General features: G+C 69.2%; 20 protein-coding genes and 1 rRNA gene. 15 read left to right on the top strand and 6 right to left on the bottom strand.

All coding sequences use genetic code 11. From position 1 onward, the window contains the following. Nucleotides 1-89: 89 nt before the first annotated feature. Entirely contained in the window at nt 90-593 is a 504-nt protein-coding gene (locus QSK35_RS40925) for a hypothetical protein (protein WP_285753551.1), read from the top strand. On the opposite strand, the gene cpt is transcribed toward QSK35_RS40925, so the two are convergent. Continuing rightward, complete coding sequence (gene cpt, locus QSK35_RS40920) at nt 569-1096, bottom strand: chloramphenicol phosphotransferase CPT (protein ID WP_285753550.1); 528 nt, start codon at nt 1094-1096, stop codon at nt 569-571. The two genes, QSK35_RS40925 and cpt, sit on opposite strands and share 25 nt — an antisense overlap. A gap of 16 nt (nt 1097-1112) precedes the next feature. Continuing rightward, nucleotides 1113-1799, bottom strand: a complete 687-nt coding sequence (locus QSK35_RS40915) for a DNA alkylation repair protein (RefSeq protein WP_285753548.1) — start codon at nt 1797-1799, stop codon at nt 1113-1115. 58 nt (nt 1800-1857) lie between these two features. Between QSK35_RS40915 and QSK35_RS40910 the strand changes: the two genes are divergently transcribed. Next, complete coding sequence (locus QSK35_RS40910) at nt 1858-3237, top strand: glycoside hydrolase family 28 protein (RefSeq protein WP_285753546.1); 1380 nt, start codon at nt 1858-1860, stop codon at nt 3235-3237. 4 nt (nt 3238-3241) lie between these two features. On the opposite strand, the gene QSK35_RS40905 is transcribed toward QSK35_RS40910, so the two are convergent. Then, the gene (locus tag QSK35_RS40905) at nt 3242-4285 is read right to left on the bottom strand and encodes a 2-oxoglutarate and iron-dependent oxygenase domain-containing protein (RefSeq protein ID WP_285753544.1); all 1044 of its coding nucleotides are present in this window, start codon (nt 4283-4285) and stop codon (nt 3242-3244) included. A gap of 83 nt (nt 4286-4368) precedes the next feature. Here QSK35_RS40905 and sthA point away from each other — a divergent pair, with 83 nt between their 5' ends. After that, complete coding sequence (sthA, locus tag QSK35_RS40900; RefSeq protein WP_285753542.1) at nt 4369-5781, top strand: Si-specific NAD(P)(+) transhydrogenase; 1413 nt, start codon at nt 4369-4371, stop codon at nt 5779-5781. On the opposite strand, the gene QSK35_RS40895 is transcribed toward sthA, so the two are convergent. Both QSK35_RS40895 and QSK35_RS40890 read right to left on the bottom strand, forming a co-directional pair. Then, nucleotides 5778-6422, bottom strand: coding sequence for a response regulator (locus QSK35_RS40895; RefSeq protein WP_285753540.1), 645 nt, complete (start codon nt 6420-6422; stop codon nt 5778-5780). The genes sthA and QSK35_RS40895 overlap by 4 nt on opposite strands. A gap of 10 nt (nt 6423-6432) precedes the next feature. Beyond that, nucleotides 6433-7935 carry a sensor histidine kinase gene (locus QSK35_RS40890; protein ID WP_285753538.1) on the bottom strand — a complete coding sequence of 501 codons (1503 nt, stop codon included), beginning with the start codon at nt 7933-7935 and terminating at the stop codon, nt 6433-6435. A 237-nt stretch (nt 7936-8172) separates the two neighbouring features. Between QSK35_RS40890 and argC the strand changes: the two genes are divergently transcribed. The 10 genes from argC (at nt 8173) to QSK35_RS40840 (ending at nt 19954) form a co-directional block, all read left to right on the top strand. Beyond that, on the top strand, nt 8173-9186 hold the full coding sequence (gene argC / locus QSK35_RS40885; RefSeq protein ID WP_285753536.1) for an N-acetyl-gamma-glutamyl-phosphate reductase: 1014 nt from the start codon (nt 8173-8175) through the stop codon (nt 9184-9186). Continuing rightward, nucleotides 9183-10055 carry an acetylglutamate kinase gene (gene argB / locus QSK35_RS40880; protein ID WP_285753534.1) on the top strand — a complete coding sequence of 291 codons (873 nt, stop codon included), beginning with the start codon at nt 9183-9185 and terminating at the stop codon, nt 10053-10055. The genes argC and argB overlap by 4 nt, the downstream gene beginning before the upstream one ends. Before the next feature lie 17 nt (nt 10056-10072). Continuing rightward, nucleotides 10073-11206, top strand: a complete 1134-nt coding sequence (locus QSK35_RS40875; protein ID WP_285753581.1) for an acetylornithine transaminase — start codon at nt 10073-10075, stop codon at nt 11204-11206. Then, on the top strand, nt 11203-12132 hold the full coding sequence (gene argF / locus QSK35_RS40870; RefSeq protein ID WP_285753533.1) for an ornithine carbamoyltransferase: 930 nt from the start codon (nt 11203-11205) through the stop codon (nt 12130-12132). The genes QSK35_RS40875 and argF overlap by 4 nt, the downstream gene beginning before the upstream one ends. Beyond that, the gene (locus QSK35_RS40865) at nt 12129-12629 is read left to right on the top strand and encodes an arginine repressor (protein ID WP_285753532.1); all 501 of its coding nucleotides are present in this window, start codon (nt 12129-12131) and stop codon (nt 12627-12629) included. Before argF ends, QSK35_RS40865 begins: the two co-directional genes overlap by 4 nt. Beyond that, nucleotides 12626-14017, top strand: a complete 1392-nt coding sequence (gene argH / locus QSK35_RS40860; protein ID WP_285753530.1) for an argininosuccinate lyase — start codon at nt 12626-12628, stop codon at nt 14015-14017. Before QSK35_RS40865 ends, argH begins: the two co-directional genes overlap by 4 nt. Then, on the top strand, nt 14007-14609 hold the full coding sequence (locus tag QSK35_RS40855; RefSeq protein ID WP_285753529.1) for a DNA-3-methyladenine glycosylase: 603 nt from the start codon (nt 14007-14009) through the stop codon (nt 14607-14609). The genes argH and QSK35_RS40855 overlap by 11 nt, the downstream gene beginning before the upstream one ends. Before the next feature lie 76 nt (nt 14610-14685). Next, nucleotides 14686-15888: a calcium-binding protein gene (locus QSK35_RS40850; protein ID WP_285753527.1), complete on the top strand. Its 1203-nt coding sequence runs from the start codon at nt 14686-14688 to the stop codon at nt 15886-15888. Between the two features lie 14 nt (nt 15889-15902). Continuing rightward, nucleotides 15903-16727: a hypothetical protein gene (locus QSK35_RS40845; protein WP_285753525.1), complete on the top strand. Its 825-nt coding sequence runs from the start codon at nt 15903-15905 to the stop codon at nt 16725-16727. 68 nt (nt 16728-16795) lie between these two features. After that, on the top strand, nt 16796-19954 hold the full coding sequence (locus QSK35_RS40840) for an AfsR/SARP family transcriptional regulator (RefSeq protein ID WP_285753523.1): 3159 nt from the start codon (nt 16796-16798) through the stop codon (nt 19952-19954). On the opposite strand, the gene QSK35_RS40835 is transcribed toward QSK35_RS40840, so the two are convergent. Further along, nucleotides 19914-20375 (bottom strand): hypothetical protein, encoded by a 462-nt coding sequence (locus QSK35_RS40835; protein WP_285753521.1) that lies wholly within the window; start codon nt 20373-20375, stop codon nt 19914-19916. The genes QSK35_RS40840 and QSK35_RS40835 overlap by 41 nt on opposite strands. 91 nt (nt 20376-20466) lie before the next feature. On the opposite strand from QSK35_RS40835, the gene tyrS reads away from it, so the two are divergent. Further along, nucleotides 20467-21741 (top strand): tyrosine--tRNA ligase, encoded by a 1275-nt coding sequence (gene tyrS / locus QSK35_RS40830; protein ID WP_285753519.1) that lies wholly within the window; start codon nt 20467-20469, stop codon nt 21739-21741. Nucleotides 21742-22307: 566 nt separating this feature from the next. After that, nucleotides 22308-22404: ribosomal RNA gene (locus QSK35_RS40825) — 16S ribosomal RNA — on the top strand; the annotation flags it as partial.

Genomic DNA, 22404 nt, shown 5'->3' with positions numbered 1-22404 from the left:
GATGAACCGCCGGGCGAGTCTGGTCGCCGGTCCGGCGGGGAGCTAGAGGCGAACCCACCGCCTGGAGCAACAAAGTATGGAGTTGCGCCATGCGTAGTCTGGGTCCCCGGCTGGAGATCGCCGTCTCTCTGACGATCCTCATGGTTGGGGCGGCCGTCGTCGCCGCGATGCACCTGACGTGGCCCGAGCCCAAGCTGCCCGCGATGGCGTACTCGGTCAGCAGCGGTGAGTCGGGGCTGAGCGACCTCAAGCCGTTCGAGATCAACGACATCTCCGGCGCGGCGGTCGAGCTGCGGCCCGGCAAGGAAGGCGCCCGCCTGGTGCGGCTGAGCAACCCGAACAGCGTCGACATCATCGTCAAGCAGCTCTCGGCCGTGCCCGGCCAGCCGGTCGACGCGGCGCAGAACCGGGTGCCCGAGTGCCCGTCCGGCGTGCTGTCCGTCGAGACCGTGACCGAGCCCCTGATCATCCCCAAGGGCGAGTCGGTCGAGGTCAAGATGGTCGTCAGGGTGTCGAACGACGTGCCTCTCGAGTGCACTGACCTCGTGTTCCCGCTGACCTACTCCGGTCAGGCCGTCCGCGGCGAGAACTGAGCTATCTCTCGCGCACAGTCAATCGACTCGGTGCGCGTCGTGTCGACCTCGATGTCGTAGTGGACTCCGTTGTGGACGATCTCGGCCTGTGACTCGGCCATGCCCGTGACGCGGTCGCCGCGGGCGATCTCCCGCCCGGCCGCGGTCCTGGGGTCGCAGCGGACGCCGACCCAGAGCACGTCCAGGTCGCCCAACGCGTCCCGCCAGCGTTGCTGTGAGGCGGCGCCACCGAGGAAGACGTCGTCGATGATCACTCTGGCGCCGGCGTGGACGGTCGCGGCGACACCGGCCATCCAGGCTTTCTCGAGCTCCCGGAACCCGGCCTCGATCCGCACGTCGCCGTCGGGAGCGAACGCGATGCCCGCGCCCTTGGCGGGCATCGCGTCGATCAGGCCGTCGATGCCGAAGACGAGCCACGGGTCCGGCAGCACCGCCTGCAGGCAGCGGGCGATCCCGGACTTGCCCGAACTGGAGCCGCCGTTCAACACGATCACCTGGGTCACCGCGTCACCGTAGTGACTACAGGTGCTTCATCGCCTCTCGTTTCGACAGCCCCGACAGCCCCGGATGCGCGGCGACGAACCCCCGCACCCAGGCGGGATCGGTCTTCGCGTACTCGCGCAACGCCCAGCCGATCCCCTTGCGCAGGAAGAAGTCCGGATCGTCCACGTTGGCCTCGATGCACGACGCGAGCAGGTCCGTGTCCGTCGCGGCCTTCGACGCGAGCTGACAGATGATCGACGTCCGGCGGCGCCACCTGTCGGCGTCGACCGACCACTTGAGCATGATCGGCTTCAGGACGAGCGGCTCCGCGCGCAGCAGCGGCCCGATCCGTCGGTTCGCGATCTCGTCGACGTAGTCCCACCACGCCCCGGTGACGATCAGCTCGTCGTACATCGGCAGCAGCCCGGAGTTCTGCCACGCCGCATAACGGCGATCCCCGGAAAGGTCGATCGCGATGTACCGCTCTTCCCGGTACGTAGCGTCGCGCCAGAGCGTCAGAACGGTGTCCACCCAGTCGGCCGGCTCGGCGATGACGTGCGCGGCGAAGACGGCCTTCTCGACGGTCTTCCGAGCGGGCTTCTGCACACCGAGATAGGGCATCTCGGACTTCATGTACGCCTGCATGTCCGGCGCTTTGTCCGGGTTCGCAAGCTCCCTGAGCCCGGTGCGGACGGCGGCGATCAGCGAGTGCTTGGGGGCCACGCGAGCACGGTATAGGCTCACGCACGCCGCCGCTGTAAACGTTTGCAGTGGAGGTGTGATGTCCGGTTCACGTCGTGACTTCCTCAAGGTGTCGGGCCTGGTCGCCGCCGGCCTGTTCGCGACACCGGGCGTGGCCCTGGCCGACCCGTGGGACGGCGTCGCGGAGATCCTGCAGCGGATCAAGCCGCCGACCTTCCCCGACAAGGAGTTCGCGGTCACCGCGTACGGCGGCAAGGGCGACGGCTCGACCGACAACACCGCGGCCTTCCGCAAGGCGATCGAGGCGTGCAACGCCGCGGGCGGCGGCCGGGTCGTCGTGCGCGGCGGCGTGTTCCTCACCGGCGGGATCACCTTGCTCAGCAACGTGAACCTGGTCGTGGAGAAGGGCGCGACGATCAGGTTCCAGACCGACCCGAAGAAGTACTTGCCGATCGTGCCCACCCGGTGGCAGGGCATCGAGTGCCTGAACTACCGGTCGTTGCTCTACGCCAACGGTGCCACCAACATCGCGCTGACCGGTGGCGGCACGCTCGACGGCCAGGGTCAGACGTGGAAACCCTGGGGCGGTGGCGGGTCCGACTGGACGTTGCTGCAGAAGTGGGGTGCCGGGAACACGCCCGTCGCGCAGCGGAAGCTGGGGGAGGGCCACAAGCTGCGGCCCAACATGATCCAGTTCGTGGAGTGCGCCAACATCCTGATCAGCGGCGTGACCATCGAGCGGCCGCCGATGTGGAGCGTGCACCCGGTGAAGTCGCGCAACATCACCGTTTCCGGCATCACCGTCAACTCGCGCGGCGGTGGCGGCAACAACGACGGCGTCGACCCGGAGTGCTGCACCGACGTGCACATCGTCGGCTGCACGTTCAACACCGGCGACGACTGCATCGCGATCAAGTCCGGCCGCGACGTCGACGGCCGCCGCGTGAACATGCCGTCGCAGAACATCGTGATCGAGGACTGCACGTTCGTGTTCTCCAACCGCGGCGCGATCTGCGTCGGCTCCGAGGCCTCCGGCGGCGCGCGCAACGTGTTCGCGCGCAACTGCAAGGTCAACCCGGCCAACACCGCGGACCAGCTCTGGTACGTACTGTTCCTCAAGACCGGCAACCACCGCGGCGGCGTCATCGACGGGGTGCACCTCAGGAACATCACCGGCAACAAGCTCACCAAGTCGCCGTTGTTCATCACGATGAACTACTCGTCGTCCGGACCCGGCCCGGTGATGAACCCGGTGGTCCGCAACATCACGATCGACCGCGTCACCGTGGCGGGCACCAAGGAGTACGCGGTGGAGATCGACGGGCTTGCCGCGTCGAAGGTGCGGGATGTCGTGGTTTCCAACTGCACGTTCATGTCGGTGGCTCGCGGTGGGAACAAGCTGACCAACACGGAGAACGTGACTTTCCCGAACACCAGGATCAACGGCAAGCCCGTCTGAGGCGTCAGCTGTGCCGGACTCCCGTGCGGAGCTCGTCGAGGATCGACAGCCGGTCCTCGGCGAGAATCCGTTGCGTGGTCACGCGGTCCGGGTAGCACCGCATGAACATGTTGGTGAAGTGCGTGCCGTAGTGGATCACGTCATCACCGGCAGGGTTGTCGATTGGGCGCACCACGGCTTCGAAGTTGGGCTCGTGGAAGTACGCCATGGTGAAGCGTTCCCGCGTGTTCAGCAGGACCTTGTGCGGCGTGGAGAGCAGGGCACCGTCGGTCAGGAACTGCAGGATGTCGCCGGGGAACACGGTGAGCACGTTCGGGACGGGCTGGACGAAGTTCCAGCCCTCGGAGTCCTGGAAGCAGCCCGCCGCGCTCTCGTCGGGCAGCCAGTTGCGCGGACGGACCTCGCCGTCGATCGGCGGCCGGACGTAGAGCCCGCCGACGTCGTCCTGCGCCGCCAGGACGAGCATGCCGTAGTCGGTGTGCGCGCCGATGCCGCGGTCGGAGTCCTCCTTCACCTCGGGGAACCGCAGTACGCGCATGTGGTGCCATCCGTCCACCGTCAGCCGGGTGAACGCGTCGATCTCCAGACCGAAGCCCAGTGCCGTCAGTTGGAGGATCTTCTCGCCCGCTTCGCCGAGCAGGCCCATGAAGTCGTTCATGGCGACCCGGTACGACTCGGACGGCCACGGAACCGGGCCGTGACACGGCCACTTGTCCTGGACGCGGGAGTCGTCGAGCGGAACGTCCTTGCAGACCGTGAAGATCTCCGAGAAGTCGGCGACGCCGTCGGTGACCTCCTCGCCGGACGCGATGTAGCCGGCGTAGGTGAGGTCGCTGACGAGCTTCGCCTTCTCCTCGAGTGATAACCCGTGGAAGAACTCTCTGCTGGCGGCCATCGCCGCTTCGGTCTTCCGATCCTGCACCGCGTCCGTAGCGATCTGCAGAATGCCGTCGGCCTGCCATGCGGCGATCAGCCGGCGACCTAGTTCGATGTCGCTGTCCGAGCCGGTGACGAGCTCGGGCAGACGGAAGGTGCGTAGTTCGGTCATGGCTCCCGTAACGGAAAGCGTCACGTCTCAGTTCGAAATTCGTTACGGAGTGGAATCCACCCTGTCTTAGTAGGCTGACGACCATGACGTCGTACGACTACGACCTGATCGTGATCGGATCGGGTCCAGGCGGCCAGAAGGCCGCAATCGCTGGTGCCAAGCTGGGAAAACGCGTTGCCATCATCGACAAGCAGGACATGGTCGGCGGCGTCTGCGCGAACACGGGAACCATTCCGAGCAAGACCCTTCGTGAAGCGGTGCTTTATCTGACCGGCATGAGTCAGCGCGAGTTGTACGGCGCGAGCTACCGCGTGAAGCAGGACATCACGATCTCCGACCTGATGGCGCGCACGCAGCACGTCGTCGGCCGCGAGGTTCAGGTCGTGCGCGCGCAGCTGCACCGCAATCACGTCGACCTGCTGAACGGTCTTGGCCGCTTCGTCGACCCGCACACCGTTGCCGTCGAGGGCTCGCACCGTGGTGACCGCACGCAGATCACCGGCGAGTTCATCGTCATCGCCACGGGTACGACGCCCGCGCGCCCGGCGCAGGTCGACTTCGACGAGGAGCGGATCCTCGACTCCGACGAGGTCTTCGCGCTCACCGAGATCCCGTCGTCGCTGGTGGTCGTCGGCGCCGGCGTGATCGGCATCGAGTACGCCTCGATGTTCGCCGCGCTGGGCAGCCGCGTCACGGTGGTCGAGCAGCGCGAGAAGATGCTGGAGTTCTGCGACCCGGAGGTCGTCGAGTCGCTCAAGTTCCACCTGCGCGACCTCGCGGTCACGTTCCGCTTCGGCGAGAAGGTCGTGAACGTCGCGGTGGGGGAGTCGCAGACCGTCACCACCCTGGCGTCGGGCAAGCGGATCCCCGCCGCGGCCGTCATGTACTCCGCGGGCCGCCAGGGCACCACGGACAAGCTCGAGCTGGCCAACGCCGGGCTGGAGGCCGACAACCGCGGGCGGCTGCACGTCGACGAGCACTACCGCACGTCGGTCGAGCACATCTACGCCGTCGGTGACGTCATCGGCTTCCCCGCTCTGGCGGCCACCTCGATGGATCAGGGGCGGCTCGCGGCGTACCACGCGTTCGGTGAGCCCGCGAACGAGCTGGCGGCCCTGCAGCCCATCGGGATCTACACGATCCCGGAGATCTCCTACGTCGGCGCGACCGAGGCCGAGCTGACCTCCTCCGCGGTGCCGTACGAGGTCGGCATCGCGCGCTACCGGGAGCTCGCGCGCGGCCAGATCGTCGGTGACGCCTACGGAATGCTCAAGCTCCTTGTGTCCACTGTGGACCGCAAGCTGCTCGGGGTGCACGTGTTCGGGACCGGCGCCACCGACCTGGTCCACATCGGACAGGCGGTCATGGGCTGTGGCGGCACGGTCGACTACCTCGTCGACACGGTGTTCAACTACCCGACGCTCTCCGAGGCCTACAAGGTGGCGGCGCTGGACGCGACGAACAAGATCCGGGCGCTGGACCGCTTCGGTTTCTAGCGCGCGAGCAGGCCGCTGTCGTGCGCGATGATGGCGGCCTGCACGCGGTTCGCGCACTCCAGCTTCGGCAGGATGCGGCTGATGTGCGCCTTCACCGTTCCGGTTCCCATGTACAGCTCGGCGCCGATCTCCGCGTTCGACATTCCGGCGCCGACGAGCTTCAACACCGCGCGCTCGGTCTCGGTCAACCGCTCCACCAACGCCCCCGCGTCCGCGCTGCCGCTGGGAGCGGCGAGGTGCCGCTCCACGAGCCGCCGGGTGATCTGCGGCGCGAGGATCAGCTCCCCGGACGCGGCGACGCGCACGGCGTGGATCAGGTCCCGGGGTGGCGTGTCCTTCAACAGGAACCCGGTGGCGCCGGCGCGCATCGCCGTGGCCACATAGGAATCCTCGCCGAACGTCGTGAGCATGACGGCGTTGACGCCTCGTTCGACGATCTCCGCGACCGCCGAAAGCCCGTCGCCGCCGGGCATCCGGATGTCGAGCAACGCCACGTCGACGTCCCCGGACTGGCACGCTTCGACGGCGGCGCGGCCGTCGGACACCTCGGAGACCACGGAGATGTCGTCGGCGTTGTCCAGGATGAGCCGAATGCCGGCGCGCATGAGCGTTTCGTCGTCCGCGATCAGAACCCGGATCATTCTCCGGAGCCTAACCAACGATCTCTTCCTTGCTGACGAGCTTGCCGTCGGTGAAGCAGAGCCGGTACTCGGAGGCGGAGGCGTCGGCCGCCAGGTAGTTGACGCACGTGTCGTCGCCCCGCCCGATGCCGAACTCCTCGGTGATCGCACTCTCCTCGGTGCCGACGGTGAGGCTCGCGTACTGCTCGGGGGTGAGCTGCGCGGTCAACCCGAACGTGCTGAGCAGCAGGAGCATCATCATGATGCCGAACACCGGCACGACGACCAGGGCGCCCAGGCAGCCGGACGCCATGACGCGCGGCAGCGTGAGCACCTCGGCGGCGATCGGGGCGGGCGCCTCGACCACGTGCTCGGCCGCCGCGTCGGACACCAGCACCGGGTGCAGCGGCACGTCGGCCGCGACGCGGAACCCGCCCTCGACCGCGGGTCCCGCGGCGAACTGGCCGCCGAGCAGACCCACGCGTTCCTCCAGGCCGACCAGGCCGCGCCGGGTGCCCGGACCCGCAGTGGCCCCCGAAGTCGCGTTGACCACCAGCACCTGCGCGCGTCCGTTGAGAACCGTCACCGAGACGCGTGTGCGGGCGTCGGGGGCGTGCTTGTGCACGTTCGTCAGACCCTCGCGCACCACGCGATGAATCGCGCGCCGGGTGCGCGGGTCGGCGTCCGCGACGTCGTCGCCGGACCAGTCCAGCCGCACGTCGAGCCCCGCCTCGACCGAGGATGCGACGAACTGCGTGACGTCCGAGCGCGTGCCGACGTGTTCGTCCAGCGACTCGGGTTCCGGGTTGGCGCGCAGCACGCCCAGGATCTCGCGCAACTCGGCCATCGCGAGCGCGGCGGTGGTGCGCAACAACTCGGCCTGCTCCTGCACCTGCGGTGCCTTGGACGCGGTCGCGAGCTCCAGCGCCCCGGCGTGGATCGAGATCAGGCTCAGCCGGTGACCGAGCATGTCGTGCATCTCGCCGGCGATGTGTGAACGCTCCTCGGTCCGCGCCTTCGACGCGGTCAACGCCTGCGCGCGCTCCAGGTAGTCGTTGCGTTCCTGCAGCAGGCGGATCAACGGCTTGCGCTGCCCGAGCAGCATGCCCGCCAGCGCGGGGAAGACGAGCAGGAACAGGGTGCCGAACACGGCTCCTGCGACCATCCCGGCCATCGAGGTGGCGGGCGGGGTTGGGTTGATGACGCTGAACGCCACCTGCGCCACCGCCGTGCCGAGCACGGTCAGCCACAGGCGGCGGCGTGGCGTGATCCGGCGCGCGGCGATGAACACCGCGAACGTCGTGGTCGCGACCGCCCAGAAGTTCGTCGTGACATACAGAGGTGCGGTCGCGAGCATCGCCCACACCGGTTTGCGGCGGGCCAGTGGGATGAGCGCGGCCGCCCACACCGTGGTCAGCACGGCGGTCGCCGGGTGCGTCGGCAGGGGCAGCGGCACGACCAGCGGTAACAGTCCGAAGGCCAGCACCGCCAGTGCCAGCACCACCTCGCCCGGCCGGACCCGTCGCTCGCTCATCACGCACCCATCGTCGTCAGGACGACCGGCACCCGACAGCGCCGACCGGCCGGGACATCATCGCCGACCGGCCATGCCGCGAGTCCTCAACTCCGCACCCCCGAGTCCTCGTTCCGTGCACAGGCTGAATCGAGGACTCGAAGGGGCTGAATTGGGGACTCGCGCGCCCCTACCCGTCGTTGTGACCTGCCAACCATCGAATTGAGTAATTTTGCACGCTGGTGCATAATCATCCGCATGACGGTGAGGATCGCGGTCGCGGGCGCGAGCGGTTATGCGGGCGGAGAGCTCCTCCGGCTGCTGCTCGCGCACCCCGAAGTGGAGATCGGCGCGCTCACGGCCGGCGGGAACGCGGGCAGCACACTGCTCGCGCACCAGCCACATCTGCTGCCGCTCGCGGACCGGGTCCTGTCCGAGACGACCCCGCAGGAGCTCAAGGGCCACGACGTCGTGTTCCTCGCGCTGCCCCACGGTCACTCGGCCGAGATCGCCGCGCAACTCGGCGACGACACCGTCGTCATCGACTGCGGCGCCGACCACCGCCTCACCGACCCACAGGCCTGGCAACGCTGGTACGGCGGCGACCACGCCGGCAGCTGGCCCTACGGTCTGCCGGAACTCCCAGGTCAACGCGCCAAACTCAAGAACGCCAAGCGCGTAGCCGTGCCCGGCTGCTACCCGACGGTGTCGAGCCTCGCGCTCGCTCCCGCGGTGGACCTCATCGAGGACGAGGTCGTGGTGGTAGCGGTCTCCGGCACGTCCGGCGCGGGCAAGTCGCCGAAGACGCACCTGCTGGGCTCGGAGGTCATGGGCTCGGCCAGCGCGTACGGCGTCGGCGGGGCGCATCGGCACACCCCGGAGATCGCCCAGAACCTCAGCGCGGCCGCCGGCCGGAAGATCGACGTGTCGTTCACGCCGGTGCTCGCCCCGATGTCCCGCGGCATCCTCGCCACCTGCTCGGCGACCCTGAAGACCGACCGCGATGTCGTGGACGTCTACCGCAAGGCCTACGCGGACGAGCCGTTCGTGCACGTCCTGCCCGAGGGACTGTGGCCGACGACGAACGCGGTGCTCGGATCGAACGCGGTGCAGCTGCAGGTCACCGTGGACGAGGACCTGAACCGGCTGGTCGTGGTGGCCGCCGTCGACAACCTGACGAAGGGCACCGCGGGAGCCGCCGTCCAGTGCATGAACCTCGCCCTCGGCCTGCCGGAGACCACCGGCCTCTCGACGGTCGGTGTCGCCCCGTGAACGCACAGGAGAAGGCGGGCGTTCTCATCGAGGCGCTGCCGTGGTTGCAACGGTTCCGCGGCGCGCTCGTCGTCATCAAGTACGGCGGCAACGCCATGGTCGACGACGAGCTGAAGAAGGCGTTCGCCGAGGACATGGTGTTCCTGCGGCTCGCCGGGCTGCATCCGGTCGTGGTCCACGGCGGCGGTCCGCAGATCAAGTCCATGCTGGACCGGCTGGGCATCGAGAGCGAGTTCCGCGCCGGCCTGCGCGTCACGACGCCCGAGGCGATGGACGTCGTGCGGATGGTGCTCGTCGGCCAGGTCGGCCGGGAGCTCGTTGGTCTCATCAACCAGCACGGTCCTTACGCCGTGGGCATCTCCGGTGAGGACGCGCACCTGTTCACCGCAACGCGCCGGAAAGCACTGGTCGACGGTGAGGAGGTCGACCTCGGCCTCGTCGGCGACATCACCGAGGTGAACCCGGACGCGGTGCTCGACATCGTCCGCGCGGGCCGCATCCCGGTCGTCTCCACGGTCGCGCCGGACGTCGACGGCGTGCCGCACAACGTGAACGCCGACACCGCGGCCGGTGCGCTGGCCGTCGCGCTGGGCGCCGAGAAGCTCGTCGTGCTCACCGACGTCGAGGGCCTGTACGCGAACTGGCCCGACAAGTCCTCGCTGCTGCACCAGATCCGGGCCGACGACCTGGAGAAGCTGTTGCCGGAACTGGACAGCGGCATGATCCCGAAGATGGAGGCGTGCCTCCGTGCGGTCCGTGGCGGAGTCCCGGGAGCGCACGTGATCGACGGCCGCCTCGCCCATTCAGTGCTGCTCGAAGTCTTCACGTCCGAAGGCGTTGGAACGATGGTGTTGGGGGAGTACTCGTGACCCGGTGGCAGAAGTCCATGATGGACAACTACGGCACGCCCACGCTCGCGCTCGAGCGCGGCGAGGGCGCATACGTCTGGGACGCCGACGGCAACCGATACCTGGACCTGCTGACCGGCATCGCGGTCAACGCCCTCGGCCACGCGCACCCGGCGATCGTCGAGGCCGTGAGCAAGCAGATCGCCACGATCGGCCACACCTCGAACCTCTACATCAACGAACCGGCGCTGCAGCTGGCCGAACGGCTGCTGGATCTGTCCGGTGTGGACATCGGCAAGGTCTTCTTCTGCAACTCCGGCGCGGAGGCCAACGAGGCCGCGCTCAAGATGAGCCGTCGCACCGGCCGCGCGAAGATCGTGGCGACCGAGGGCGCGTTCCACGGCCGCACGATGGGCGCGCTCAGCCTCACCGGCCAGCCCGGCAAGAAGACGCCGTTCGAACCGCTCGTGCCTGGGGTGCAACACATCCCGTTCGGCGACGTCGAAGCACTGGAAAAGGCGATCGACGACGACACGGCCGCGTTCTTCGTCGAACCGATCCAGGGCGAGCAGGGCGTGGTCGTCCCGCCCGAGGGCTACCTGCAGGCGGCCCGCCGCATCACCCAGGAACACAACGCGCTCCTCGTCCTGGACGAGGTGCAGACCGGCATCGGCCGCCTCGGCACGTGGTTCGCCTTCCAGCAGGCGGGCATCGTGCCGGACGTCATGACGCTCGCCAAGGGCATCGGCGGCGGCCTGCCGCTGGGCGCCACGATCGGCTTCGGCAACGCCGCCACCCTCTTCGAGCCCGGCCACCACGGCACCACGTTCGGCGGCAACCCCGTTTGCTGCGCCGCCGCGCTCGCCGTGCTCGACACGATCGCCGCGGAAGGCCTGCTGGAACACGCCTCCGCGGTCGGCAAGGAGATCGCCACCGGCGTGGAGGCGCTCGGCCACCCGCGGATCTCCGGGGTCCGGGGAGCCGGACTGCTGCTCGGCATCACGTTGCGAGAGGCGGTCTCGGCGAAGGCCGCGGCGGCCGCGCAGCAGGCCGGTTACCTGATCAACCCCATCCAGCCCGACGTCATCCGCCTGGCGCCACCGCTGATCCTGGACGAAGAAGACGCCCACCGGTTCGTACAGGATCTGCCGACCTTCCTGGAGGAAAAATGAGCCCAAGGCACTTCCTCCGGGACGACGACCTGACGCCGGACGAGCAGGCCGCGGTCCTCGATCTCGCGGACACCTACAAGGCGGACCGGTTCGGCCCGAAACCGTTGGCGGGCCCCAAGGCCGTCGCGGTGATCTTCGAGAAGAACTCGACCCGTACCCGGTTGAGCTTCGAGGTCGGCATCGCCCAGCTCGGCGGCAACCCGGTGATCATCGACGGCCGGTCGATGCAGCTCGGCCGCGAGGAGACCATCGAGGACACCTCGCGCATCCTGTCCGGCTACGTCGACGCCGTCGTGTGGCGCACGTACGCGCAGGCCCGCATCGATGCCATGGCCAGCGTGTCGCGCATTCCCGTGATCAACGCGCTGACCGACGAGTTCCACCCGTGCCAGGTGCTCGCCGACCTGCAGACGATCCGCCGCCGCTACGGCAGGCTCGCCGGCATCACCCTGACCTACCTCGGTGACGGCGCGAACAACATGTCGCACTCGCTGCTGCTCGGCGGCGCGACCGCGGGCATGAACGTCCGCATCGGCGCCCCGGCCGGGTTCGTGCCGAACCCGGTGTTCCTCGACGACGCCAAGCGGCGCGCCGCGGAGACCGGCGGCTCGATCGAGCTGATCACCGACCCGCGCAAGGCCGTCGAGGGCGCGGATGTGCTGGTCACCGACACGTGGACGTCGATGGGCCAGGAGAACGACGGCAAGGACCGCATCGGCCCGTTCCGCCCGTACCAGGTCAACAACGACCTGGTGAACGCGACCGGAGTGGACACCACGGTCCTGCACTGCCTGCCCGCGCACCGCGGCTGGGAGATCACCGACGAGGTGATCGACGGCCCGCAGTCGCTGGTGTGGCAGGAGGCCGAGAACCGGCTGCACGCCCAGAAGGCGTTGCTGGTGTGGTTGCTGGAGAACTCGAAATGACCCGGACCGCGCGTCAGGGACGCATCGTCGAGATGGTGAGCCAGCGAGCGATCCGCAGCCAGTCGGAGCTGGCGAAACTCCTTGCCGCGGAAGGGATCGAGGTCACGCAGGCCACGTTGTCACGCGACCTGGACGAGCTCGGCGCGGTGAAGCTCCGGGGTGCGGACGGCGGCGCGCCGGTCTACGTCATCCCCGAGGACGGCAGCCCCGTCCGCGGGGTGCAGGGCGGCACGAGCCGGCTCGTTCGGTTGCTCAACGAGCTGCTGGTCTCGACCGACTACTCCGGCAACATGGCCGTGTTGCGCACCCCGCCGGGCGCCGCGCAGTTCCTCGCGAGCGCGCTGGACCGCGCCGCGCTCAACGACATCGTCGGCACGATCGCGGGTGACGACACCATCCTGGTCGTGGCCAGGGAGCCGCTGACCGGCGCGGAGCTGGCCGAGCTGATCACCGCGATGGCGGCGGGAACCGAGTTCAAGGAGAACGGTCAAGAGTGAGTTCTTTGTGGGGAGGCCGGTTCGCCTCCGGACCGGCCGAGGCCATGGCCCGCCTGTCGCTGTCGACGCACTTCGACTGGCGGCTGGCCAAGTACGACATCGCGGGTTCCCGCGCGCACGCGCGGGTGCTGCACGACGCCGGCCTGCTGTCCGGTGAGGAGCTCGCCGGGATGCTGAAGGCGCTGGACGAGCTGGAGGCCGACGTCGTCTCCGGTGAGTTCACGCCTGTGCTCGAGGACGAGGACGTCCACACCGCACTGGAACGCGGCCTGATCGACCGCGCGGGCGCCGAGCTGGGCGGCAAGCTGCGCGCCGGACGTTCGCGCAACGACCAGGTGGCGACGCTGTTCCGGATGTGGCTGCGCGACGCGGCTCGCCGGGTCTCCGCCGGGGTGCTCGACGTCGTCGACGCGTTGGCACAGCAGGCCGGCACGCACATGGGCGCCGTGATGCCGGGCCGCACGCACCTGCAGTCCGCGCAACCCGTCCTGCTCTCGCACCACCTCCTCGCACACGCGCACGCGTTGCTGCGGGACGTGGACCGCCTGCACGACTGGGACAAGCGCGCGGCGCTCTCGCCGTACGGCTCCGGCGCGCTGGCCGGGTCGTCCCTCGGCCTCGACCCCCGCAAGGTCGCCGCGGACCTCGGCTTCGACGGTCCCGTCGAGAACTCCATCGACGGCACGGCGTCGCGCGACTTCGCCGCGGAGATCGCGTTCGTGCTGGCGATGATCGGCGTGAACCTGTCGCGCATCGCCGAAGAGGTCATCATCTGGACCACCGCCGAGTTCCGCTTCGCCGTGCTGGACGACGCGTGGGCGACCGGCAGCTCGATCATGCCGCAGAAGAAGAACCCGGACGTCGCCGAGCTCGCGCGCGGCAAGTCCGGCCGGCTGATCGGCAACCTGACCGGGCTGCTCGCGACGTTGAAGGCGCAGCCGCTGGCGTACAACCGGGACCTGCAGGAGGACAAGGAGCCCCTGTTCGACTCGGTCGAGCAACTGGAGCTGCTGCTCCCGGCGTTCTCCGGCATGGTCGCCACGCTCCGGTTCGACACGGACCGCATGGCCTCGCTCGCCCCGGCGGGCTTCACACTGGCCACGGACATCGCGGAATGGCTTGTCCGGCAAGGGGTTCCGTTCCGCGTCGCGCACGAGGCCGCGGGCGCCTGCGTGCGGGCGGCGGAGGAACGCGGCGTGGGACTGGAGGACCTCACGGACTCCGAGTTCGCGGCCATCTCACCCGCGCTCACGCCCGAGGTGCGTACCGTGTTGACCGTGGAGGGTTCCATCGCGTCGCGCAACGCCCATGGCGGCACCGCGCCCGAACGCGTCACCGAACAGCTGCAGCGACTCGTCGAACGAGCCCAGGCGGCACGTGACTTCTAGGCTGCTGACCGAGGAGGAGCTGTCCGTCGACCCGGTCGACGCCGCACGGCTCCTCCTCGGCTCGTACCTGGAGTCCGACGGTGTCCGCGTGCGCATCGTCGAGGTCGAGGCGTACCGCGGCGGGGACGACCCCGCGTCGCACTGCTATCGCGGCCGCACCCCGCGCAACGACGTGATGTTCGGCCCGGCCGGGCACCTCTATGTGTACTTCGTCTACGGCATGCACTTCTGCGCCAACGTCGTGGCGCTGACCGACGGCGTGCCCGGCGCAGTGCTGCTGCGGGCCGGGGAAGTGGTGTCCGGGCACGACATCGCGCACGAACGCCGGCCGTCCGCGCGGAATGACGCAGAACTGGCCAAAGGACCGGCCCGGCTGTGCACCACCCTCGGCCTGGACCGCGGGCACAACGGCGCCGACCTCACCTCCGTCGCGTCACCGGTCCGCCTCTACGCCGGTGACCCCGTCGACAAGGTGCATTCCGGGCCACGGGTCGGTGTCGCCGTCGCGATGGACGTGCCGTGGCGGTTCTGGATCGACTCGCCCGCGGTGTCCACGTACAAGCGCGGCGGCAAGCGGCGCACCACGGCCTGACCCAGCCGATTCCCAGAAGTTGCCCACAACGCGCAGGCAGGGTTCCCCCACGCACTCACGGTAGGGGAGGAACCTGATGCGAAACGCGATCCTGACCGCCGCAGCGGTGGTCGGCGCACTCGTCGTCCCGGCGCTGCCGGCCCAGGCGGCCGCGACCTGCAACGGGCTGCCGGTGACCATCACCGGCACCGCGGGCAACGACTCGATCATCGGCACCAACGGCAACGACGTCATCTCGGCCGGCGCGGGCAACGACCTCGTCCTCGGACTGGGCGGCAACGACACCGTGTGCCTCGGCACCGGAGACGACCTGTTCGACGGGGGCTCGGGCGACGACACGATGGTCTCCGACGCGACACCCGACGGCGCTGACGCGTTCGTCGGAAACTCCGGCCTCGACACGGTCCTCTACTCCGCCAGGACCACGGCCGTCACCGTCACCCTCGACGGCACCGGCAACGACGGCGCCGCCGGCGAGCACGACAACATCGGCAACGACGTCGCCCGGATCGTCGGCGGGGCTGCCGCCGACGTGATCGACGCGAGCGCGGGCACGATCCAGACGATCGTGCTCGGCGGTGCCGGCAACGACACGCTGACCACGAACTTCAACGCCGCGGGCGAAGCCGGTGACGACACCGTCAAGCTGATCAACGGCGGCAGCGGCTCGCTGTTCGGCAACGACGGCAACGACACGATCTTCGGCGGCCCGGTCCGGGACAACCTCGGCGGCGGCAACGGCAACGACAAGATCTTCGCCGGTGGTGGCGACGACGAGCTGTTCGGCGGACCCGGCAACGACTTCCTGGCCGGCGAGGCGGGCAACGACGACCTCTTCGGCGAACAGGGCAACGACGAGCTCATCGGCGGCCTGGGCACCGACTTCGCGATCGGCGGCGACGGCAACGACGTGTCCGATTCCTTGGTGGCACTGGACGGCGCGGACTCGTTCTCCGGCGGCGCGGGCGTCGACACGGCGAACTACAGCCCCCGCCAGTTCGGCCCCGGCCGGACGTTCAACGTGAGCCTGGACGGCGTCGCGAACGACGGCGAGCCGGGCGAGGGCGACAACAACGGGACCGACGTCGAGAACGTCAACGGCGCGGTCGGTCCCAACATCATCACCGGCAACGGCAGCGCGAACGTGTTGCGCGGCGGGCAGTCCAACGACGTCATCAGCTCGGTCGACGGCATCTCCGGCAACGACACGATCATCGGCGGCTTCGGCATCGACCGGTGCTTCGTCGACGTCGGCGACAGCGAGGACTGCGAGCTCTGAGGGGGAGAAAGTCCATGCACAGAAACAAGTTCCTGCTGGCGTTCGCCACGGCCACGCTCATGAGCGCGGCGACTCCGGCCGCCGCCCAGATCCAGATCCAGACGCTGAACAACGTGGTCGGCACCGCCAACGGCACGGTGTTCCCGTCCACCACGGCGACAGGTGCACCGCTGCTCACGGCTTTCCGATACTTCTTCATCGACAGCGATCACCACATCCGCAAGATCGCGGCGGTGCCGTTGCCGCAACAGAGCGCGGTCGAGGTCGCGTTCGCCGACGAGAACGGCGACGACAGGTACAGCTACGGCGTGGCGCACCAGTGGGTCGACCCGACCGGCATCACACAGCATTCGCTCCACGGTGGATGCGCCGGTCGATGCAGCGTGCAGCTGTTCACCCGGCCACCGGGCAACTTCGAGTTCGTGCTCACCGGTTTCCGGGTCACGTTCGAGAACGGCGACCACCATCTGGACGAGCTCGGCATCACGGAGTCCGGCGGTGTCCTCACCACGGTGTACAAGGACGAGAACGGCGACGACCCCTTCACCTACGACGTCGGCTACGCCTGGGTGCCCACGACCCGGCTGGCCGCGGTCGACGAAGTGGGGGGATTGGTGCACGCCAAGGGATCCGTCGTGAGAGACGCCATCCAGGGTGACAAGGTGATCCGCGGGTTCTTCGTGGACAACTCGGCGACCGGAGGTCAGGGGAAGGACAACCACATCCGTGATCTGGGCGTGAGCACGGGCCAGTTCAACATCTTCGTGAACTACGGCGACGACAACCCCGCCGACTCCGCCGACTGGCGGTATCGCGTCAAGTACGCGGTGCTGCGCTGACACGTATCTGAGATCGGCACGGCGACTCTTCAAGAGGGGAGTTCTTCTTCCCCACGTGGAGGCTCGCCGTGCCCGTCCAGTTCAGGATCCTCGGACCACTCGAGGTACTGGACGACGGCCGGCCGCTCGCCCTCGGCGGGCCGCAGCAACGAGGACTGCTGGCGTTGCTGCTGCTGGAGGCGAACCGGGTGGTGTCGCAGGAACAGCTGGTGATGGATCTGTGGGGCGATGCCCCACCGGCAACAGCGCGGGGTCTGTTGCACGGATGCGTCGCCGGCCTGCGGCGGGTCCTGCCGGCGGACCGGCTCGTCACCCGGTCGCCCGGTTACCTGGTGCGGGTGGCCGACGGCGAGCTGGACGCCCACCGGTTCGAGGAACTGGCGGCGTCGGACGAATCCCTTTGTGCCGCACTGGAACTGTGGCGCGGACCGGCGTTGCACGACGTCCCGCTGGACGCCTGCCGGGTCGCGGCGGCGAGGCTGGACGAACGCCGGCTGGCGGTGCTGGAACGGCGGGTCGACCTGGATCTGCGCCGTGGCCGGTTCGCCGACCTCGCGGCCGAGCTCGCCGTCCTGGTGCGGGAACACCCGTTGCGGGAACGGTTGTGGGCGCAGCTGATGCTCGCGTTGTACGGAGCCGGCCGGCAGGGGGACGCGCTGGCGGCGTTCCGGCAACTGCGGGCCACGCTGGTCGAGCAGCTCGGCATCGAGCCGAGCGCGTTGCCCCGGCAGGTGGAACAGGCGGTGCTCGCGGGCGGCGACGCGCTCGCCGCCTACCGGCAGCACCTCGGTGAACCCGCACCACCGGCGCCCGCGACCCTGGTGCCCGCGCAGCTGCCCGCGGCGATCCCGGCGTTCACCGGACGGGCCGACGACCTGAAAAGACTCGACGCCACAACGGGATCGATCGTCGTGGTCGCCGGTGCGGCGGGTGTCGGCAAGACCGCGATCGCGGTGCATTGGGCGCACAGCGTGCGCGCCAGGTTCCCCGACGGCCAGCTCTTCGTGAACCTCCGCGGGCACGCCTCGACCGCACCGATGCAGCCCGTCGCGGCGCTGTCCGGGTTCCTCACTGCCCTGGGCGTCAGTCAGGTGCCGCTCTATCTCGACCGCGCGGTCGACCTGTACCGCACGTTGCTGGCGGACCGGCGGGTGCTGGTGGTGCTCGACGACGCCCGCAGCGCCGGCCAGGTCCGGCCGCTGCTGCCCGGCGGTCCCGGCTCGATGGTGGTCGTGACCAGCCGGCAGGGGCTCGGCGGCCTGGTCGCCCGTGACGGCGCCGCCCACGTCGCACTGGAGGTCCTCAGCCCGGCCGAGGCGATCGCGCTGCTCGAACGGACGCTGGGTCCGTCGGATCCCGAAACGCTCGCCGAACTGGCGCGGCTGTGCGGGTTCCTGCCGCTGGCACTGCGGATCGCCGCCGCCAATCTGACGCTGTCCGGCCGGACCGTCGAGGCCCACGTCGCCGAGCTCGCCGCGGACGACCGGCTCGACCGGTTAGCGGTCGTCGGCGACGACGAGACCGCGGTTCGCGTCGCGTTCGACCACTCCTACGCGGCCCTGCCACCGGAGGCGGCGCGGTTGTTCCGGCTGCTCGGTCTCGTGCCCGGACCCGACTTCGGCGCCGAGGCGGCGGGCGCGTTGCTCGGTTCCGACGCCGGGCCGGCCCTGCGACTGCTCGCTGACGCGAACCTGCTGATGCGGCCCGCACCCGGCCGCTACGCGTTCCACGACCTGCTCCGGCTGTACGCGGCCGAGCGGGCCGACGGCGAGCCGGGCCCGCTGTTCGACTGGTACCTGCACGGCCTCGACGCGTGCGCGCGGGTGCTCTATCCCGAGAAGGCCCGGCTGCCGATCCCGGAGGCGCAACCGCTTGCCGCGTCAGCGGAAGCGCTGACCTGGCTCGACACCGAACGCGCGAACCTCGCCGCCGCCGCCCGGCACGCGGCCGAACACGGTCCCCGGCGGGTCGCCTGGCTGCTGTGCGACTCACTGCGCGGCTACTTCTGGCTGCGGATGTGCACGGTGGAATGGCTGGCGATCGCGACGGCCGCGCTCGACGCCGCGACGGCCGAGGGGGATCCCACGGGTCAGGCCGCGGCGGAGCTCTCGCTCGCCGACCTGCACCGCCTGCTCGGCCACTACGAGATCGCGATCGAGCACTACACCCGTGCGTCCGAACTCGCCCAGGCCGGTGGCTGGCTGGAGGGCGCGACCACCTCGTTGAGCAACCTCGGCACCGCCTACTTCTGGCAGGGCCGGCTGCCCGAGGCGGCCGAGCGGTACCGGCAGGGGTTGCGGACCGCGATCCGAACCGGCCGGTCGGCGGGAGCGGCGAACACCCTCGGCAACCTGGGCCTCGTCTACGAACTCCAGGGCGAGCTCGCCCGCGCGGCCGAGCACCACGCCCGCGCGCTGGAACTGCACCGCATGCTCGGAGCCCGCCACAACGAGGCGGTGAACCTCGCGAACCTCGGCGAGACGTATCACCTGCTCGGCAGGTTCGACATCGCCGACGAGCACCTCACCCGCGCGCTGGAACTGCACCGCGAGGTCGGCGATCGCGGCGCCGAGGCCGAGTCACTGCGCATCCTCGCCGGTGTCCGGCTGGACCAGGGGGAACACGACCGCGCACTCGACCTCGCCCGGCAGGCGGTCGCACTGGCCGCCGACACCGGTCATCTCCCGGTGGAGACCAACGCCCTCAACACCCTCGGCACCGTGCGCCTGCGCCTCGGCCAGGCCTCCGCCGCCCGCACCGACCACGAACGGGCGTTGCGGCTGGCCCGTGACGCCGGCACCCGCTATGCCGAGGTCGTCGCCCTCACGGGTCTGGCCGCCTGCCACCTTCACCTGGGCCGGCCCGACCACGCCCGCACCCTCGCGAAGCACGCCCTCGCCGAGGCCGAACGCGCCGGGCTCCACCTCGCCGCGGCGCAGACCCTCACCGTCCTGCTCGACATCCACCTGCGAACCGGCTCCCTGCCGCAGGCGCTGACGTGCGGGAACCGGGCCATCGCGGCGCATCGGTCGACGGGACACCGCCTCGGCGAGGCCCGCACCGCGCTCCTGCTCGGTCACGCGCTGCGGGCCACCGACGCCGCGGCGGCCGAGGCCATGTGGCGCTCGGCCGCCGACATCTTCACCGACCTCGGCGCCCCGGAGGCCGCCGACGTCCTGGCCCTGCTCACTCGATCCGGCGGCGGTACCACGCGCGACGTTCGTTGACGGGCAACGCGATGCGCGTGATCAGGCTCGTCAGGATGGCTCCGATGACCAGCCACAGGATGGCCGCGAGGCCCTCGTTCAGCAGGACGGCGACCTTCTCGCTCGCCGGCGTGAACAGGTCGCTGAGGCCGAGGTTGACCCCGCCGGCGAAGCCGGAGATGAACTGGGCGAAGCCGTTGCCCATGTTGGCGCCCGCGACCACGAGGAAGATGTGGATCGCCAGCACGACGGCGAAGACCCAGCAGATCACGTCGATGACGGCGCACACCGTCCGCACGACGCGGACCTTGGTGTCGACGCGCTCGATGACCTCTTCTCGCTGCTCGACGGGCGGCGCGGGCATCATCTCGGTCCGGCGTTCCTCCTCCAGGCGGCCTTCGATGTGCCGGTCGGCGGGACGAGATTCACGCGGGTACGTCATGGCTCAAGTCCTCTCACCAGTCTCTGTCTCAGGCCTACCCGCCTGGGACCGGGTCGAATCCCGTTTGAGCTGGTAGGGGAGAATCGGTGCCGTGAGCGAGCACATCCTTGACGAACTGTCGTGGCGCGGCCTGATCGCGCAGTCCACCGACCTCGAGGCCCTGCGCAAGGACCTGGACTCCGGCCCGCTCACCCTCTATGCGGGCTTCGACCCGACCGCGCCGTCGCTGCACGCCGGCAACCTCGTGCCGCTGTTGATGCTGACCCGCTTCCAGCGCGCCGGGCACCGCCCGATCGTCCTCGCGGGCGGCGCGACCGGCATGATCGGCGACCCACGCGACACCGGTGAGCGCACGCTGAACTCGCTGGACACCGTCGCCGAGTGGACCGACCGGATCCGCGGTCAGCTGGAGCGGTTCGTCGACTTCGACTCGTCGTCGACGGGCGCGATCGTGGAGAACAACCTCAACTGGACCGGCCAGGTCACGGCGCTGGAGTTCCTGCGCGACGTCGGCAAGCACTTCTCGATCAACGTGATGCTGTCGCGCGAGACGGTGAAGCGCCGCCTCGAAGGCGACGGCATGTCGTACACCGAGTTCAGCTACCTGCTCCTGCAGTCGCACGACTACCTGCAGCTGTGGCGGAAGTACGGCACGGCGCTGCAGGTCGGCGGCTCGGACCAGTGGGGCAACATCATCGGCGGCGTCGACCTGATCCGGCGCGTCGAGGGCGCGTCGGTGCACGCGCTGACCGCGCCGCTGGTGACGGACGCCGAGGGGCGCAAGTTCGGCAAGTCCACTGGCGGCGGCAATGTGTGGCTCGACCCGGAGATGACCTCGCCGTACGCCTGGTACCAGTACTTCGTGAACGTCGGTGACGCCGACGTGCTGCGCTACCTGCGGCTCTTCACGTTCCTCTCGCAGGAGGAGATCGCTCTTCTCGAGCAGGAGACCGCAGAGAAGCCGCACCTGCGGGCCGCGCAGAAGCGGCTGGCGCAGGAGTTCACGGACCTGGTGCACGGCGAACGCGCGACCCAGCAGGTGATCCTGGCTTCGCAGGCGTTGTTCGGCCGGGGCGAGCTGCGCGAGCTCGACGAGTCGACGCTGGACGCCGCACTGGCGGAGGCGCCGACCGGCACCGTGCGGCTGGACGACGAGCCGACGATCGTCGACCTGCTCGTGGCGTCGGGCCTGGCGGACAGCCGGGGTGCTGCGCGGCGCACGGTCAACGAGGGCGGCGCGTACGTGAACAACGCCAAGGTGGCCGACGAGGAGTGGAAGCCGGCCAAGGACGACCTCCTGCACGGCAAGTGGCTGGTGCTGCGTCGCGGCAAGCGGAACAACGCCGGCGTGCGCGTGGAGCTCTGACCAGCGGTTTTCTCGTTCCTGGAGCCGTCGCCCCGTCCTGGGGCGGCGGCTCTTGATATTTCTTCGTGTGATGGCGGTCACACTGTGCAGGAGAATGGGGCTGGGATACGTTGTTCGCAGGTCCTGGATGGGGCTGCTGACCTGCGGATTCAAAGCCGCAGGGCCTAGGGGTGCCCCCGATTTGACCCCGTGTTGGCATGCGTGTAACTTTCTCTCTGCCAGCGCGGAACGGGCCGGGAAAACCGGAACGGAGTGCGGCAGGTCACGAACCAAGCTCCCGCCCAGTGTGGTAGAGTGGGTGACCGCGAAACGATGAAGACCCAGCTGGTAGCTCGTCTGAGCTCAAAGGCCATGGGCGTCGTAGTTTCAACCCAAAACTTTTGTGAATGCACAAGCCTCGGATCGAGTCGCGTGTTCGCGACGAGTGATGATGAGCGCGTGTTCTTTGAGAACTCAACAGCGTGCCGAAACACAGCCAGTAATATGAAACCCCTCGTCAGGGGTTTCCTTTGAGTAATGATTGCTAGAACCGAGCCTATTCCGCTCGGTGCGATCAAACATAATCCTTATTGGAGAGTTTGATCCTGGCTCAGGACGAACGCTGGCGGCGTGCTTAACACATGCAAGTCGAGCGGTAAGGCCCTTCGGGGTACACGAGCGGCG

Origin of the sequence: Lentzea sp. NBRC 105346 (assembly GCF_030269605.1) — a bacterium.
Taxonomy (GTDB): domain Bacteria; phylum Actinomycetota; class Actinomycetes; order Mycobacteriales; family Pseudonocardiaceae; genus Lentzea.
Note: the sequence above shows the minus strand (reverse complement) of the source record. Positions and strands in the feature narration are given on the sequence as shown.

Coding starts and splice junctions, on each gene's coding strand:
- argC (WP_285753536.1), top strand. CDS start 8,173: ATGACGGTGAGGATCGCGGTCGCGGGCGCGAGCGGTTATGCGGGCGGA.
- QSK35_RS40890 (WP_285753538.1), bottom strand. CDS start 7,935: ATGAGCGAGCGACGGGTCCGGCCGGGCGAGGTGGTGCTGGCACTGGCG.
- argF (WP_285753533.1), top strand. CDS start 11,203: ATGAGCCCAAGGCACTTCCTCCGGGACGACGACCTGACGCCGGACGAG.
- QSK35_RS40875 (WP_285753581.1), top strand. CDS start 10,073: ATGATGGACAACTACGGCACGCCCACGCTCGCGCTCGAGCGCGGCGAG.
- QSK35_RS40850 (WP_285753527.1), top strand. CDS start 14,686: ATGCGAAACGCGATCCTGACCGCCGCAGCGGTGGTCGGCGCACTCGTC.
- QSK35_RS40925 (WP_285753551.1), top strand. CDS start 90: ATGCGTAGTCTGGGTCCCCGGCTGGAGATCGCCGTCTCTCTGACGATC.
- sthA (WP_285753542.1), top strand. CDS start 4,369: ATGACGTCGTACGACTACGACCTGATCGTGATCGGATCGGGTCCAGGC.
- QSK35_RS40905 (WP_285753544.1), bottom strand. CDS start 4,285: ATGACCGAACTACGCACCTTCCGTCTGCCCGAGCTCGTCACCGGCTCG.
- QSK35_RS40845 (WP_285753525.1), top strand. CDS start 15,903: ATGCACAGAAACAAGTTCCTGCTGGCGTTCGCCACGGCCACGCTCATG.
- QSK35_RS40865 (WP_285753532.1), top strand. CDS start 12,129: ATGACCCGGACCGCGCGTCAGGGACGCATCGTCGAGATGGTGAGCCAG.
- QSK35_RS40835 (WP_285753521.1), bottom strand. CDS start 20,375: ATGACGTACCCGCGTGAATCTCGTCCCGCCGACCGGCACATCGAAGGC.
- QSK35_RS40910 (WP_285753546.1), top strand. CDS start 1,858: ATGTCCGGTTCACGTCGTGACTTCCTCAAGGTGTCGGGCCTGGTCGCC.
- QSK35_RS40895 (WP_285753540.1), bottom strand. CDS start 6,422: ATGATCCGGGTTCTGATCGCGGACGACGAAACGCTCATGCGCGCCGGC.